The organism is Pseudomonas sp. GW456-L13, from assembly GCF_017350115.1.
Lineage (GTDB): Bacteria > Pseudomonadota > Gammaproteobacteria > Pseudomonadales > Pseudomonadaceae > Aquipseudomonas > Aquipseudomonas jessenii.
In genome coordinates, this window is record NZ_JACNAS010000001.1 from 848938 (window position 1) to 864521 (window position 15584).

The window sequence follows — 15584 nt, forward strand, 5'->3', positions numbered from 1 at the left end:
ATGACACCTGAAGAGTTTAAAAGTCTTGATGCCGTGGGCCTCGTTCAACGGTTGAAGTCCGGTGAAGTCACTCCGCTGGAGCTGGTCAACCTGGCAGCCAGAGAAATTGAAATCCAGGACCCTGCCTTGGGCGCGGTCGTTGCAATCGATATCGAAGGCGCACAGCGAGCGGCGCTAGATCCCAAGGCAGGACCACTCGCAGGTGTGCCGATCCTGATAAAGGACACCAATATCGATGTAAAAGGCTTTGCAACCAGGCACGGTTCGCGATTGTACGAAGATGCCGTCCCCGCTCAGGTCGACAGTGAGTTTGTGAGTCGATTGCGTAATGCCGGGGCAATCATTCTCGGGAAAACCAAAACACCTGAGTTTGCAGGAGACTTTGTGACAGAGCCTGAATGGCAAGGCCCTTGTCGAAACCCCAGGAATCCGCAGTACGCTTCTGGTGGGTCAAGTGGAGGATCCGCCTGTGCCGTGGGCGCAGGCATGGTGCCCGTTGCACACGGCACCGACTGTGGCGGGTCGATCAGGGTTCCGGCTTCCGTTTGTGGTGTGGTTGGACTGAAGCCAAGCAGGGGACGCACCCCTGTAGGTCCTCATGTCGGTGAGTTTGTTGGTGGCCTTGATTCCGAGCATGTACTGACCAGGACCGTCCGCGACAGCGCATTGCTGCTGGATGTCCTGTCTGGCTATGAACCAGGCGCGCCTTATGCTGCTCCCCCCGCCCCTCCCTCTTGGCTCGAATGCCTGAAGACGAGGTCGCCACGACTCAAAATCGCCTTTGCCTGCGCCCGTCCAGATGGCTCGAGTATCGATGAGACCATCCACAAAGCCATATTGAATGCTGTGGATTTTTTAAGTAAAGACGGCCATGAATTACGCCCGTTCAATTGGCCAGACATGACCAAAGCCGGTGCAGCTGCTGCATTATTCTGGCAGATGGAAATTGAGGCCTTGATGGAACACAAGGCCCAAACTCGCGGTTATCCGATCTCTGTACAAGATGTTGAATGGATTACCTATGAGTTTTACAAATGCTCGACTCAGAGAACGGCACTGGATGTACACCATGCACGGGCTACCCAGAACAAAGTAAGCCACGACATGGCCGATAGCTTCACCGATATCGACGTCCTCATCACGCCAACGGTAGCGCTTGCTCCACCACTAATTGGTGGTTTTGTCGCCACAGGGGAAAGGCATCTGGACGAGTGGTATAAAAACGCTTACGCATTTTCTCCCTTCACCGAAGTTTTCAACTTGACCGGCCAGCCGGCCATCAGTATCCCCGTCGGGATCATGGAGAACGGCCTTCCAATCGGGATGCAGATAGTTGGCAAATTTGGTGACGAGGAAACCATCCTTAGACTTGCAAGCGAAGTTGAACGGAGCTTGTTAGCAACCACCCTGTTTGCAAAGGCATGATCACGCGCTGAACTACGACAGATTTTCTGCGCGTTGTCGCTGGCTCGCTGAATTGACCCAAACTCTATAGACACTTCCTGCAGGCAGTTATTGGATCGTTGCCTGACGTGATTGGCTGCTTCACGGGCAAAAGGAATATTTTATGAGTGTCGGATTTGGGTCGATTCTGTTGAGAAAGCCAGCTTCGGTTTCCACCGCAGAAAAGTTCGCGCCTGTGTTCGCAATCCGTGTTTTGCGCAAAAGATTCAGGGCTCAGTGACATAGCCGCGTGCAAAAAAGACGCTCGCACTACTCACGCTCGGCCCAAATCACTCTTGATCTGCTTTGCGCATATGCCCATCTGCTTTGTGACCCAATCCCTGAAAGCGGTGCACTTGGCACTCTCCTCAAAAGGCCTGGGTGACAGTAGGCAATAGGCCGACCCGTCCTGGATAAAGCCAAACGGTGCGATCAGTTGTCCGGACCTGAGTTCATCCTGAACCATGAGAAAGGACACCACACTGATCCCCAATCCCGCAGCTGCTGCCTGAATACAAAGATAGAAATGCTCATAGTCGACCGAGCCAGCATTAGGCATAGCCATTTCCGAAAGGCGCAGCCAGTTGTCCCAGGCCAACGGGCGTGTCTGGCTACGCAGCAAGCGCACTCCTTGCGATTTCCTTTTATCGGGACTATTGGACGGGGTGCACACAGGTCCAATCCATTCCTCACAAATCGTCACGCTGTGGATTGATTGATCCAAGTGAAAATCATCACGTCGGATGGCCAGATCCGCACCTGAGCGCGCGAAGTCTATAGGACCACCGGCCGCCAGCAGTTGGACTTGAAGGTGCGGGTGAGCGGCATGGAAGTCAGGCAGTCGCGGGATCAGCCATTTCATTGCGATGGTAGGCTCACACGATAGTACGAGTACGTCCTCGCGGACTTCTCCCTGCAACCGGTAAACAGCACTTTCCAATTGTTCGAACATGGGCCCGGTAACGTCGTACAGAAGGCGGCCAGCACGGTTGAGAAAGATCGCACGGTTGCGCCGATCAAAAAGTTCGACCCCTATTGCCTCCTCCAACAATCGAACCTGGCGGCTGACTGCGCCATGGGTGACGTGCAGCTGCTGAGCGGCTCTCACGAAGCTTTGAGTCTGGGCCGCAACGTTGAAAAAACGAAACGCAGCCAAAGGAGGCAAATTCATATTGACGATGATTACTCACAGGTTTCGACGACTATAAATCGTTTTTTTTATCGGTGGCAATTCTCCATCATGACCTCCATTCGCCCCATCTGCACGCACAACTATTAATGATTAGAGGCATTGCATGAATGCCATGCGAAGCCAAATACCACTGGGTGATGTAAGCGCCGCGAGCAAGTGAAGCTGCCACCCACCCTCAATCTGTGCAAAAACGTAGCGCAAATGCAATTACTGCCGTTCGCGGCATGGGCATCCATTGCGCCGGAGAGTCTTCATGAACGAATTGCTTCTAGTTGCTGCCATTTCCATCCTGGCAGTTATCAGCCCCGGGTCTGACTTCGCCATGGTCACCCGCAACAGTTATGCATATGGGCGACGCAGCGGTTTGATGGCCGCACTGGGTATCGCCTGTGGCGTCCAGATTCACGTTTTCTACACAGTGTTCGGCGCTGCAGTGATCTTCACTCAATCACCCTTGCTGTTCATGGCAATGAAGTTGCTGGGCGCCGGATACCTCATTTATCTGGGTATCAAGTCCCTGACCAGTACTTCTTCGTTGACATTTGGTGGCGCCAACGCCTCAGCCCCTTCATCCTGGGAAGCATTTCGTACTGGCTTTTTCACTAACGCGCTCAACCCTAAAACCATGTTGTTCGTGGTGGCGACATATAGCCAAGTGGTGCACACAGGCAGTTCGCTAACCGCAAACTTTGCGTACGGCCTGTTTATGTCGTTCACCCATTGGGCGTGGTTCAGTTTCGTGGCACTGTTTTTCTCCGCTGAAGCGTTGCGCCGGCGAATGCTGGAAAAGCAGCAGGTTATCGACAGACTCATTGGCACGGCACTGATCGGCTTGGCGGCGCTGCTGGTCATTCCAGGGGTTGGAGGAGTGTTATGAGGTCAGTGCGAAGGGCTCCTTATAGGCAGCAATCGGCTGACAATCGCATTCACTTTTGTATCACCGCTTGAACTGGCTGGGTGCTATCAGTGCAGTTACGGGTTGCGATGTTGTCCCGGGCAGTCGCCGCAGCCTGATTTGGTCGCCGGCACCCCCGGCTTGCCGAGTCAGCCCGCCGGCCATACGATTCGACTATTCCTCAGGCGGAGGAGTCATTGTGAAGCCGGTGATGCTCCTGACGCGCATCCTGGCGCCTGCCATCGCTCTGGCGTTGGCATCTGCCGGTCTGCATGCCGACGACCCGTTCGCGCCGTTGCGCGATGCCATGGTGCGGGAGATCGCCAACATGTCGTCCGTCACCCGCGACGAAACCGGCAGAGTCGAGTTTGCCGCGCCGGTGATGGCCGCGATGGCCAAGGTGCCACGCCATAAGTTCGTCCCGCCCGACGAGGTGCCCTACGCCTACGAAAATCGTCCGCTGCCGATCGGCTACGGCCAGACCATCTCCCAGCCGTACATCGTCGCCTTGATGACCGACCTGACGCAGGTCGGGCCCGGCGACGTGGTACTCGAGATCGGCACTGGCTCGGGCTACCAAGCGGCGATCCTCGCCGAGCTGGCGCAGGCGGTCTATACGATGGAGATCATCGAGCCGCTGGCAGTGCAGGCCGGGGAGCGCTTGGGCCGTCTGGGATATGCGAAGGTGCAGGCCCGGCTGGGCGATGGCTACCACGGCTGGCCCGAGCACGGGCCTTACGACGCCATCCTCGTCACCGCCGCCGCCAGCCATGTGCCGCCGCCACTGATCGCCCAGCTCAAGGCCGGCGGACGGATGGTAATCCCGGTCGGCGCGCCGTTCATGATCCAGTACCTGCTGCTGATCGAGAAGGCCGGCGATGGCAGTGTGTCCACCCGGCAGGTGCTGCCTGTGAGCTTCGTGCCGCTGGTCGGAGGCGGTTGAGCATGCATTCGCCGCCCTTGCTCGCCCTGGCACTGCTGTCTGCCTCCGCGCTCGGCTATGAGGTGCTGCTGCTGCGACTGCTTTCGATCATCCAGTGGCACCATTTCGCCTACATGATGATCAGCGTCGCGCTGCTCGGCTACGGCGCTGCCGGCACCGCCGTGGCGCTGGCACGGCCTGTGCTGGCGCCGCGCTTCCACGGCGTGTTCATCGGTGGCGCGGTGCTGTTCGGGCTGAGCGCCATCGCCTGCTTCAGCCTGGCTCAGCAGGTTCCGTTCAATCCCCTCGAGATCCTCTGGGACGCGCGGCAGTCGGCGCGCCTGCTGATGATCTACCTGCTGCTGTTCGTGCCGTTCTTCTGCGCGGCGGTGTGCATCTGCCTGACCTTCACCTGCTTTCAGGAACAGATTCACCGGATCTACGCCTTCGACATTCTCGGTGCCGGCGTGGGCAGCCTGGCGATCGTCGCCGCGCTGTTCGCCCTGACGCCCGTCGATGCGCTGCGGCTGCTGGGCGGCACCGGCATCGCCGCCGGGGCGCTGGCCGGAATGGCTTGCACGGGGCATAGGCACTGGCTCGCGCCGTTGCTGCTGGCGGCGGCAGTCGCGGTGCCGGCCGGCGTGCCCGGGCGCTGGATCGCCCTGTCGCCCTCCGAGTACAAGGAACTGAGCCAGACGCAGCGTATCAAGGATGCGCGCGCAATCGCCCAGACCTGGAGTCCGCTGGGTCTGCTCACGGTCGTCGACAGCCCGACCATTCCCCTGCGCTACGCGCCTGGCCTGAGCCTCAACGCGACACAGGAACCGCCCGCACAACTGGCCATCTTTACCGACGGCGACGGCCTTTCCGTGCTGAACCGCTATGACGGGCGCCGCGAGCCGCTCGCCTACCTGGACTACCTGACCTCAGCTCTGCCCTATCACTTGCTGCGCCAACCCCGCGTGCTGGTGCTGGGCAGCGGCGCCGGCGCCGATGTGCTGCAGGCGATCTACCACGACGCCAGCGCGGTGGATGCCATCGAACTGAACCCGCAGGTGATCGATCTGGTCCAGCGCCGCTTCGCCGACTTCTCCGGCAAGCCGTACAGTGCGCCCAACGTCCGTGTGCTGATCGGCGAGGCGCGCGGCCTGGTGGCTTCGCGCGGCGAGCCTTACGACCTGATCCAGATCGCCCTGCTGGACTCCTTCGGCACTGCCTCGGGCGGCCTGCATGCGCTGTCCGAGAACTACCTGTACACGGTGGATGCCTTCGCCGAGTACCTGCGCCATCTCGCGCCCGGCGGCATGCTGGCCATCACCCGCTGGGTCGCCCTGCCGCCGCGCGATGTTCCCAGGCTGCTGGCCACCGCGGCCGCGGCCATCGAGCGCGACGGGCAGGCCAGCGCGGCGCGCCGCATCGTCATGATCCGCGGCTGGAAGACCGCGACGCTGCTGGTCAGCAACAGGGATTTCGACGACGCCGGCATCGCCGTGCTGCGGGAATTCTGCCGGGCGCGCTCCTTCGACCTGGCCTACTACCCCGGGATGACCGTGGCCGAGGCGAACCGCTACAACCTGCTCGACCGGCCCTGGTTCTTCGAAGCGGCGCAGGCCCTGCTGTCCGGCGAGCGCGCGGAGTTCCTGGCGCGCTACAAGTTCGACGTGCGTCCGACTACGGATGATCGGCCGTATTTCTTCCACTTCTTCAAGTGGCGCTCGCTGCCGGAACTGTTGGCGCTGAAGGCGCAGGGCGGCCTGTCAATGTTGGAGTGGGGCTATCCGGTGCTGATCGCCACGCTGCTGCAGTCCAGCGTGGCCGCCGTGCTGCTGATCCTGGCGCCGTTATGGGTGGCTCGGCGGCGCCAGCGACGCTCTCGGAATGCGGCTTTGGCCAGGTTCGAACTTCGGGTCGTGTCCTACTTCGCCGCCATCGGCTTTGCCTTCATGTTCGTGGAAATCGCCTTCATCCAGAAGTTCACCCTGTTCCTCAGCCACCCGTTGTATTCGGTGGCGGTAACGCTCAGCGCGTTCCTGATCTTCGCTGGCCTCGGCAGCCGTTACTCCGGCCGGCGGCGGGGGGACATTGGAACGGGTGTGGGGCTCCGTCATCCGCTCGCGCGGCCAGTCCTAGCGATCTGCGCGATCGCCCTGCTCTACCTGATCGCCCTGCCCCCGTTGTTCCAGCTGCTGGCGCCGGTGGGGACCCTCGCCAGGTTCGGCATCTGCGCCGCGCTGGTAGCGCCGCTGGCGTTCGCCATGGGCATGCCGTTTCCGCTCGGACTCGGGCGCGTCTCCGCGTGCGCTGAAGCACTGGTGCCGATCGCCTGGGGCGTCAACGCCAGCGTATCGGTGGTGGCGGCCGTGCTGGCGACCCTGCTGGCGATCCACCTGGGTTTCACCGTGGTGTTGCTGCTGGCGTTGCTGCTGTATCTCGCGGCGGCGGTCGCATTTCCCTGATCGCGGCGGTTCGCAGCAAAACGTCAACAGACCCTGGTGAGACGAATGGCCTGTTGGAACGCCGCTTGCCCAGTTCACACGTCTCGCCGGTGGTGACCGGCAGAAACCGGCCATAAGCAGCCAGTCGGAAATGTCCACGAAACCATGGGCGATTCACTCTGGGGCACATTGGCATTCAGCTTCCCTCCGCCCTCGGTTCCCGACCGGGAGCGCGGCGCCTACAATGTTGCCATTATCATTTGTCGTCCATCTTTGTTGACGATTGTGGCCGGCGCTCAGTGCTCTCTTCGGCGTTGGGCGCTTCTGGAAAACTCCCTGGCGTGAACACATGGGTCTGCAAGTCGCTGGCATCGACTTCGGCGACACCATGAACCGAACGGGCCAGAACAATGGCCTGCTCACACTGTCTATGAGTGTTGACGCGGCCGCTTAACCCCACTATGCCCGCATGGGTTTTGACATTGATATGCAGGCTAAGGGTCGGATCGGAAAATGCCAGGGCCGACTTCACCTTGGCGGTAATCCATGCATCGTGAACGGCCATTTCCAGACCATGGGAGTAATGCTGGAAGGAGTGAATTTTCATGGCTGAACCCTCTGTCGCGTAATCAGACGTACCGTCCATCCCATTTGCTGTGTCGCCCTCTGCCTGTCAGGTGAACGCTATGGATACCTGATTCGCTTTGGAGCGCTCGTCACGCAAACATTGACAGAAATTAATTATAGTACGGCCGTTGCCTGCGGTCAGAGCGCTGTCCCCGTGAACGTCCGCCTTGGTCGCTCGGTGCTTGGCGACTGCATAAATCAAAAGGGACCGCGCATGAGCAAATATTTGGTTTTGTTATTGGCTGGCGCCACAGGCGTTGCTCAGGCGCAATCCATATGCACTTACCCATGGTATCAATCGATCGATAAGATACTGCACACATCCGATGCGCAAGGGCACGGGCCAGATCTAGGCTCAGACGAATGGAAATCGGTGATCGAATTCAAGTTAGGGGTTCGCGATGGGGCAAATGTCCCTGAACGAAGCTCCGAACAGTGGTGCCAGTACATTGATCAGCATATCAATGCAATGCAGCCGACTGGGGGCGGCACGGAAAAATCGTCGACTGCCAATGTGACACCTGGCCCTTCATACGATTGCGCCAGAGTGGAGCCTGGCGGTATCGAAGCGATGATATGTGAGGACAAGGCGTTATCCGCGCTCGATCGCAATCTGTCGGCAGTTTATGCCAGTGCGAGTATTAAGGCCGGCAACGAGCATCCTCCCCGGCTAAAAGCAGAACAACGTGGATGGATCAAGGGACGCGACGACTGCTGGAAGAGTGATGACGTCAGTGCATGCTTGCGCATGGAATACCAGCGCCGCATCGCCGAGTTGCAAGCACGCTACCGACTGGTCTCGGGCACTGGGCCTGTCTATTACGAATGCGACGGCAACCCTGCTAGAGAGGTGACTGTCATGTTCTTCAAAACCGATCCGCCGACATTAATCGCCGAGCGTGGCGACAGCGTATCGCTGATGTACCAGCAGCCAAGTGGCAGTGGCATAAAGTACCTTGGGCGCAATGAAACGCTTTGGGAGCATCAGGCCGAGACCATAATCACTTGGGGATACGGTGCGCCCAAGTCGCATTGCAAAAGAAAGCCTTGAGCAACGATTCAATCAGCTGGGTAATTGCATATTGCTGCCCCTCGTGACAGGCAGAAATCGGCCAGAAGCTGTCGTTCGAACACCAAGGTTAAACGGGCTTGTTCAAGCCACCATTGCAACCTTACGGATTACTAATCCTTGCGAGTAAGGGCTAATGACGAAGCATCTAATGATGCCTCGTCTTGAAGCTTAGGCTGGCTTGAAACAGTACGCGGCCAGCTTGTTCCCATCGAGATCCCGCGCGTAAGCCGCATAGGCGTCAGGTGCCCAGCCTCGCGGACCCGGTGCACCTTCGTCGGTGCCGCCACTGGCCAGCGCCGCGGCGTGGAAAGCGTCAATGGCCGCACGATTCGGCGCTTCGAAGCTGATGGTGACACCGTTACCCACGCTGGCCGGGGCGCCGTTCGCCGGTTTCAGCACGAAGAAGGACGGAGCGCTCTCCCCCCAGATCGACCCCTTGTCGTCCAGATCAGCGATGCGTTTTTGGCCCAGGGTACCCAGGACATTGTCATAGAAGCTGCGCGCTTTTTGCAGGTCGTTGGTACCGACAGTCACATGAGTGAAAATGGTCATCTTTGTGCTCTCTTTGGTGTAGATACGGTGGGTTGATGTTGCAGGTTTTCGCGCCTTTGACTGGCCCTGACGGGCTTCGCCAATCTGTTGAGTCAGCGATCGAAATGGATAACGGTGCGGATGCTTTCGCCTTTGTGCATCAAGTCGAAGGCTCTGTTGATCTCCTCCAACCCCATGGTGTGGGTAATGAAACTGTCCAGCGGAATGTCGCCCTTTTGCGCGTTCTCGACATAGCTGGGTAGCTCGCTACGTCCTTTCACACCGCCAAATGCCGAGCCGCGCCAGACGCGCCCGGTCACCAGCTGGAAAGGACGGGTACTGATTTCCTGACCGGCGCCAGCGACGCCAATGATCACCGACTCACCCCAGCCCTTGTGGCAGCACTCCAGGGCGGCGCGCATCAGATGGACGTTGCCAATGCATTCGAAGGAATAGTCCACACCGCCCTCGGTCATCTCGATGATCACGTCCTGGATCGGCCTGTCATAATCCTTGGGGTTGATGAAGTCGGTAGCGCCCAGTTGCCTGGCAATCTCGAACTTGGCCGGGTTGATATCGATCGCGATGATCCGGCCGGCCTTGGCCATGGTCGCACCGATAATGGCTGCCAGCCCGATGCCACCCAGACCGAAGATTGCCACGCTGGCTCCCTCCTCCACCTTGGCCGTATTGATCACCGCGCCAATGCCGGTGGTCACACCGCAACCGAGCAGGCAGACCTTCTCCAGTGGCGCATCCTTGGGGATTTTGGCCAGGGAAATTTCGGGAAGCACGGTGTATTCGGAGAACGTCGAGGTGCCCATGTAGTGAAAGACAGGCTGCCCTTCGTAAGAGAATCGGCTGGTGCCATCTGGCATCAAACCTTTGCCTTGAGTGGCACGGATTTTCTGACAAAGATTGGTCTTGCCGGAGGTGCAGAATTTGCACTCGCCACATTCCGGGGTGTAGAGCGGGATCACATGGTCGCCCACCGCCAGTGAAGTTACCCCCTCGCCAACCGCTTCGACGATACCGCCACCTTCGTGGCCAAGAATGACGGGGAAGATCCCTTCGGGATCGGCGCCGGATAACGTAAACGCATCGGTATGGCAGACACCTGTCGCAACAATGCGTACCAGCACCTCACCGGCTTGCGGCGGCGCTACATCGACTTCGACAATTTGCAGAGGCTGGTTCGCCGCGAAGGCGACGGCCGCTCGTGATTTGATCATGTTCGTGATTTCCCGGACGCGAAGAGGCGCCGTTCCTGTGTAGAAACAGTCAAGAGATTGTGTTCAGAGGGGCGTTACAGAGGGCGGGCGTCCTTGCCCTTGAGACCGATTAGAGCGATGCCTCGATCTTCTTTGCTGCGGCTTCGTCGACCCAGGCATGCCAGATTTCCGGGTGTTCCTTGAGGAACATCCTGGCCAGCTTCGGCGATTCGATGCGTTCCCGGGTCATCCTCGCCAGGTTCTGATTCAACAAGTCGATCGGAATGTTGACCTTCTCCAGTACTGCGACCAGTTCAGGAGCCTGTTCATGAAATGCCTTGGAGAGTCCCACCATGGTGATGACGTCTTTGTTGGCGCCGGTCTTTTCCTCCAGCCTTATCGCATCGATCTGCCCCATCAGCGGCGTCGGTGACCAGTAGTAGAACAGCACCGGCTCACCGCGTTTGTAACTGGACAGGACAGCCGCATCCAATGCCGCACCGGTACCTGGACGAAAGTTTGTGAACGTGTTTTCAAGACCATACTCTTTCAACATCTCGGTATTGTCCTGCTCACAGATCCAACCCGCAGGACAGTTGTAGAAACGGCCTTTGGACGGTTCTTCCGAATCGCGAAAAACACTCGCGTACTTGCTCAGGTCCGCGACTGTCCTGAGGTCGGGCGCCTGCGCTGGCCGGTTACGTTTAGCGTCCCCTTCAACGACGTAACGCGGCACATACCAGCCCTGAGTCGCACCAATGATCGGAGCGCCAACCCCGACAACCTTTCCGGCCGCCACCGCCTTTTTCCAGACTTCGCTGCGCTCCATCCACTCTTCGCCAAACACCTGAATGTCGTTGCCGGCCAGTGCGGTCTCGAGAATGATGGTGTTACCCACCAACTGATCCGTTGTACAGCCATAACCATCCTTGAGCACGATCATCATGATGTCGGTGAGGAGCATCCCGCTCTCCCAGTTCAACCCGGCAAATTTCACCGACTTGCCCGATTCACACCACCCTGAGGCCTGGCTTGAAGCACTACCGACAAGCAAGCCAAGGGTGAGCAAAGAGGTCAACAAACTCTTCCTGTTTTTCATGATCAGACGCTCCGAATCATTATTATTGGGGGCAGCGAACTGTTGTGTGCGACACAGGAGCAAACGAGTCCATCAGATTTAGCATGGACAAGTGCGTGCGCAAACACGTGAAACAAAGGCGTGAATCAATTGCATTTATTGTTATTGGCGAAGCTCAAGCTAATGGATCAACAGAAGTACGCCCGTAGAACAACTGGCGCGCATAGGCACTGAACTCGACATCGGGTTGGTCCACGTACGCAAACACCGCGTTGAGCCTCAGCCTGTCCCCTTCCACCGGCGTGACCCGGTGCAATGAATAGCGGCCGCGGAACAATGTCAGGGTGCCGGGCACTTGAGGCAGAACCTCTACCTGCTGTGTTTGCGAGTCATCGAGGAATTGCCTGACCGCGTCATAGCAATCGTCTCTTTCATTGCGCAGCATCCGCACATACTCGAAATCCCCACCGGCGCTTGCAGCCTGAAGCGACAGCGTGACGCTGAAGTCGGAACGATCAAAGTGCCACCCCAACTCCTGCCCTGCCGTGAAGCCCTGCAAGTTAAGGGCGGCTAATGGATCGGCATGACGATAGAGCGTGTCCAGAGCCAAAACATCTTTGATGAAAGCAAGGACTTCGTCCGATCCATAGATCTGCCGGATCAAATGGTCGGCAGGAATATCGGCATAGGCAACAGTGTCTTTTGCCGTGTTCATCAAGCGTCGTAGCGGGTGTTCCGGATCAACGCTTTCGTCCTGAGGTTTGAAATAAACCGTGTGGTTTTCCCGAAAATGAAACATGCGCGAGTGCAGTGCAAGTGTCTGCTGCGCCATCGCGACAACCGTTGGATTGCGAACAAAACCCGGAAAGATCGCAACGCCCTCTTGTGCCAGCAACGACTGACTGTGAGTGACCAGTGCGAGATAAGCGGGGCTGGTGCGATCGGTGATTGGGTAACGCTCGAGATCGACGAGATCGCCCAGGGTTAGCGCAGGTGTGAAAGGCAGGGTAGTCATTGTTGTTGGTCTCCGTTGGCTCTGCTGGATTCAGATTGCATCGGCACCAAATACAAGTCACGCTCATAATTTTACGCAATTTTGTGAATTATTTTCAGGTCGTATAACCATGAGACTGACGCTGGATCACTTGGTGATGTTGCAAACCTTGTCGGAAGTCGATTCGATCACCGCGGTGGCCGAACGTTTATGGCTGACACCTTCAGCCGTCAGTCACCGCATACGCGAAGCGGAGCGGCGGCTAGGTGTGAGCCTGACGGAAAGATCAGGAGGAAAGCTCAGACTCAGCCCTGCCGGCGTGCGCCTGGAACGGGCCGCCAAAGACATCATCGCCATACTCAATGAGGCTGAGTCTGAGGCCCGGTCCATGGCCGGTGGCGTCACAGCGTTTGTCCGTATGGGTGTCACCTCCTACGGCCCATTTCGCTGGATTCCAAAATTCATCAAGCACTACTCAAGTCTTCGGCCGGACATCGAAATCACACTGGTGACCGTGCCCCGTAACGACGTTTACGCGAGCCTGATGCAAGGCAGACTGGATGTGTCCATTATCGATGACGGCATGGTGCCTAGCGGTGTCGCGAAGTTGCCACTTTTTCGGGACGATTTGATTGCAATCATGGCAACCGATCATCCCCTTGCGGGAAGGAAAAATATCTATGCGGAAGACTTCAAGACTTACAACCTGGTGACGTATTCGACCGATCGCGCCAGTGGCTGGGAGTATGACCGTTTCTTCGCCCCCGCCAGCATCTTGCCGCGCCGCATGATCACGGTGGAGTTGATCGAAGCCATCGTTGAACTGGTCCGCTCAGGATACGGAATCAGCATATTGCAACGGGATTTGGTAACCCCCAGCCTGGAGCGTGGGGAGCTTGCGTGGGCGGCCCTGAATGACGGCCTGGATATCGCCTGGAACGCAATCGTTCGCCCCTCGGAACGGGAAGATAGCGAGGTCAGTAAAATGGTTACGGAGCTTGATACCTGGATAAAAAACGCAGGAAAACCTGAACGCAGCTAATCGCTGGTTGATGCGTAAAAATGGTTTTTTGGTCGATGGCAGCCCTTCATGATCGGCTGCTAATCGCTTGGTGGCTTGGGATGTACTCTGCCCCTCGTGATAGGCATCAATTGGCCAAAAGTTGACGATTGAGAACCGGGCGTGCTCGACCAGAAGCTATTACGACGAGGCGAAAATTTTTAGCCTTCATGCTCCTTTATGGACATCTTCCACCGAATGGGCATATCGCTTCGTGGCCTCCATAACCAAGCCCTTTCGCTCGTCACGATTGATGAAACCTTTGATTGAATAGTCCTCGGCGAGCCGAAGTAATTCTTCGTATTGCTCTTGAGCAGTCGCTCGAATTTCGGGCATAGCCAGCATTGATTGCCATGTCTCAAGCGCTTGCGCTTTTCGGTCTTCGTACATGATTACGACTCCCAAAGCCCTTGTTGCGATAGAGCCATGCGAGCAGCGCAATGTTCACCAAGGACGACGTGTGGCATTTCCCAGTCAGAAGGATTGATGATGACCCCCACCAACAACATACAGACCGGCGTGCCATAGCCAGGTCTTTCGGTTGCGGAAATGAGACCTAAGACGGGACGCCCATTCATCAACGCAAAGCATAATGAGGTGAACGTCCACGACAAAAAAATGGACATAACGTTGAGGGATTAACGCACAAGTTATGCAAATCCCAGGAACGACAGGACAACCGCGACCACCACTACTAATCCGACAATGTAGATGATGCTGTTCATGATTTTCACCTCTCAACCTGAATGAAATTGCGCGGCGAAGGTGTGCTTTTGTTATCACTAAACCTTGCCCGCTGTTCAATCGACAACAACGAAGCTCAATTTGCTCCTGTGCAAACTTCTCTGAGTGACGAGGTGGCAAAAGATGCGACAGGTGGGTAAATGCTCGAAGCAAAGACGCTGAGCTTGCCCACTACACCGTCCTGAGCGAAACGTTCAGAGAATCCGACATTCAAATTCCGGTTTACCCGCACCTTGAGCTTTTGCCTGAACCTGGGCTTCGACCGGTTGAATCCACAGCAAAAAGCAGCCGCTCACGAACGACTACTTCCGACCCAATAAAGCCTGTCAGTAGTCTTGGAGGTTCCTTCCTTTGACAGGTTCATCTGCCCACCCCGGCTGCCGCTCGAACGCCTCGAACAGCTCGAAAATGGTCGACTTGACCTTCTGCACGGCATTGCTCTCTACAACCGTGTCATGCCAGCACAGCGAAAGATCCCGCTTGAACAGTCGATGATCGATCCTGGCCAGTTTGAGCCTGTGTTGCACAAGCTCAACATGGGCCGCGGCCCACGGCAGGATCGTGACACCGAGCTGCGCCTTGACGGCTGAGAACAACAGGTCGGTGGAATTGGCTTCGAATTCAACCTCGCATTTCAGGCCGGCCTCCTGCAGTGCAAATTCGACCCGACTGCGAATGGTGTTCGGAGCACAGGGCAGCACCAGCGGCATCTTCGCCAATGCCTCAATCGACACCGGTTCATCCGATAATGAAAATTCCGGCCACGCCACCAAATACAGCGTTTCGGTTAACAGCCGCCGGAAAGCCATGCCCCGGGTTTCGACCACATCGACATTCACCGCCAGTGCCACTCGCCCTACCGTGATCAGACGTCCGAGTTCGGCGCTCGGAGAATCAATCAATTCCAACTTGATACCCGGATAACGGCTGCGAATCGTGCGTGCGAGCGGAATTGCCAGCATGCGCGCCGTACTCGACGGCATGCCGACCGAGACTTTGCCTTGCGGGAATTCGGCGTCCTGGCGCAGCAGTTCGTGGGTGCCGTCGGCCTGGCGCAGCAGTTCGATGGCATGCCGATAAAGCGTTTGCCCGGCCGCCGTGGGAACAACGCCATGCACGCTGCGCTCGAGCAGTTGCATGCCCATGTCCTGTTCCAGGTTGCGCATCTGCTGGCTGATGGCTGGCTGCGCGATATGCAGCGTTTCACTGGCGCGGGTGATGTTCCCGCACTCGACCACCTTGATGAAATACCGCAACTGGCGCAGGTCCATGTGTACCTCCCAAGCCATATGATTTTCCGATGACTGTAGAGAAATATCATATTTGAAGGTTATGAGATACGGCGCCTAGACTCGTCTCACAACACGAAGCGCTAACGGT

14 protein-coding genes are annotated in these 15584 nt (G+C 57.5%); 6 read left to right on the forward strand and 8 right to left on the reverse strand.

Going from position 1 to position 15584, the window contains the following annotated elements; all coding sequences use genetic code 11:
• A complete protein-coding gene (locus J4D25_RS03665; protein ID WP_057715283.1) occupies nt 1-1425 on the forward strand; it encodes an amidase in 1425 nt (474 codons plus the stop codon).
• A 292-nt stretch (nt 1426-1717) separates the two neighbouring features.
• On the opposite strand, the gene J4D25_RS03670 is transcribed toward J4D25_RS03665, so the two are convergent.
• Complete coding sequence (locus J4D25_RS03670; protein WP_057715284.1) at nt 1718-2614, reverse strand: LysR substrate-binding domain-containing protein; 897 nt, start codon at nt 2612-2614, stop codon at nt 1718-1720.
• A 274-nt stretch (nt 2615-2888) separates the two neighbouring features.
• On the opposite strand from J4D25_RS03670, the gene J4D25_RS03675 reads away from it, so the two are divergent.
• The 3 genes from J4D25_RS03675 (at nt 2889) to J4D25_RS03685 (ending at nt 6908) form a co-directional block, all read left to right on the forward strand.
• Entirely contained in the window at nt 2889-3512 is a 624-nt protein-coding gene (locus J4D25_RS03675) for a LysE family translocator (RefSeq protein WP_057715285.1), read from the forward strand.
• 217 nt (nt 3513-3729) lie between these two features.
• Complete coding sequence (locus J4D25_RS03680) at nt 3730-4473, forward strand: protein-L-isoaspartate(D-aspartate) O-methyltransferase (RefSeq protein ID WP_224795391.1); 744 nt, start codon at nt 3730-3732, stop codon at nt 4471-4473.
• A 2-nt stretch (nt 4474-4475) separates the two neighbouring features.
• The gene (locus J4D25_RS03685; RefSeq protein ID WP_057715286.1) at nt 4476-6908 is read left to right on the forward strand and encodes a hypothetical protein; all 2433 of its coding nucleotides are present in this window, start codon (nt 4476-4478) and stop codon (nt 6906-6908) included.
• Between the two features lie 235 nt (nt 6909-7143).
• Here J4D25_RS03685 and J4D25_RS03690 read toward each other — a convergent pair whose 3' ends face one another.
• Nucleotides 7144-7494: a BON domain-containing protein gene (locus J4D25_RS03690; protein WP_057715287.1), complete on the reverse strand. Its 351-nt coding sequence runs from the start codon at nt 7492-7494 to the stop codon at nt 7144-7146.
• 234 nt (nt 7495-7728) lie between these two features.
• Between J4D25_RS03690 and J4D25_RS03695 the strand changes: the two genes are divergently transcribed.
• A complete protein-coding gene (locus J4D25_RS03695; protein WP_057715288.1) occupies nt 7729-8565 on the forward strand; it encodes an MliC family protein in 837 nt (278 codons plus the stop codon).
• 189 nt (nt 8566-8754) lie between these two features.
• On the opposite strand, the gene J4D25_RS03700 is transcribed toward J4D25_RS03695, so the two are convergent.
• The 4 genes from J4D25_RS03700 to J4D25_RS03715 all read right to left on the reverse strand — a co-directional run bounded on the left by J4D25_RS03700 (nt 8755) and on the right by J4D25_RS03715 (nt 12421).
• Complete coding sequence (locus J4D25_RS03700; RefSeq protein ID WP_057715289.1) at nt 8755-9138, reverse strand: VOC family protein; 384 nt, start codon at nt 9136-9138, stop codon at nt 8755-8757.
• Between the two features lie 92 nt (nt 9139-9230).
• Nucleotides 9231-10349: an S-(hydroxymethyl)glutathione dehydrogenase/class III alcohol dehydrogenase gene (locus J4D25_RS03705; protein ID WP_057715290.1), complete on the reverse strand. Its 1119-nt coding sequence runs from the start codon at nt 10347-10349 to the stop codon at nt 9231-9233.
• A gap of 109 nt (nt 10350-10458) precedes the next feature.
• The gene (locus tag J4D25_RS03710) at nt 10459-11427 is read right to left on the reverse strand and encodes an ABC transporter substrate-binding protein (RefSeq protein ID WP_057715291.1); all 969 of its coding nucleotides are present in this window, start codon (nt 11425-11427) and stop codon (nt 10459-10461) included.
• 154 nt (nt 11428-11581) lie between these two features.
• Nucleotides 11582-12421 carry a hypothetical protein gene (locus tag J4D25_RS03715; RefSeq protein ID WP_057715292.1) on the reverse strand — a complete coding sequence of 280 codons (840 nt, stop codon included), beginning with the start codon at nt 12419-12421 and terminating at the stop codon, nt 11582-11584.
• A 109-nt stretch (nt 12422-12530) separates the two neighbouring features.
• On the opposite strand from J4D25_RS03715, the gene J4D25_RS03720 reads away from it, so the two are divergent.
• A complete protein-coding gene (locus J4D25_RS03720) occupies nt 12531-13442 on the forward strand; it encodes a LysR family transcriptional regulator (protein ID WP_057715293.1) in 912 nt (303 codons plus the stop codon).
• A 186-nt stretch (nt 13443-13628) separates the two neighbouring features.
• On the opposite strand, the gene J4D25_RS03725 is transcribed toward J4D25_RS03720, so the two are convergent.
• A complete protein-coding gene (locus J4D25_RS03725; protein WP_057715294.1) occupies nt 13629-13850 on the reverse strand; it encodes a hypothetical protein in 222 nt (73 codons plus the stop codon).
• Nucleotides 13851-14530: 680 nt separating this feature from the next.
• Entirely contained in the window at nt 14531-15475 is a 945-nt protein-coding gene (locus J4D25_RS03730; RefSeq protein ID WP_057715295.1) for a LysR substrate-binding domain-containing protein, read from the reverse strand.
• Between the last annotated feature and the right edge of the window lie 109 nt (nt 15476-15584).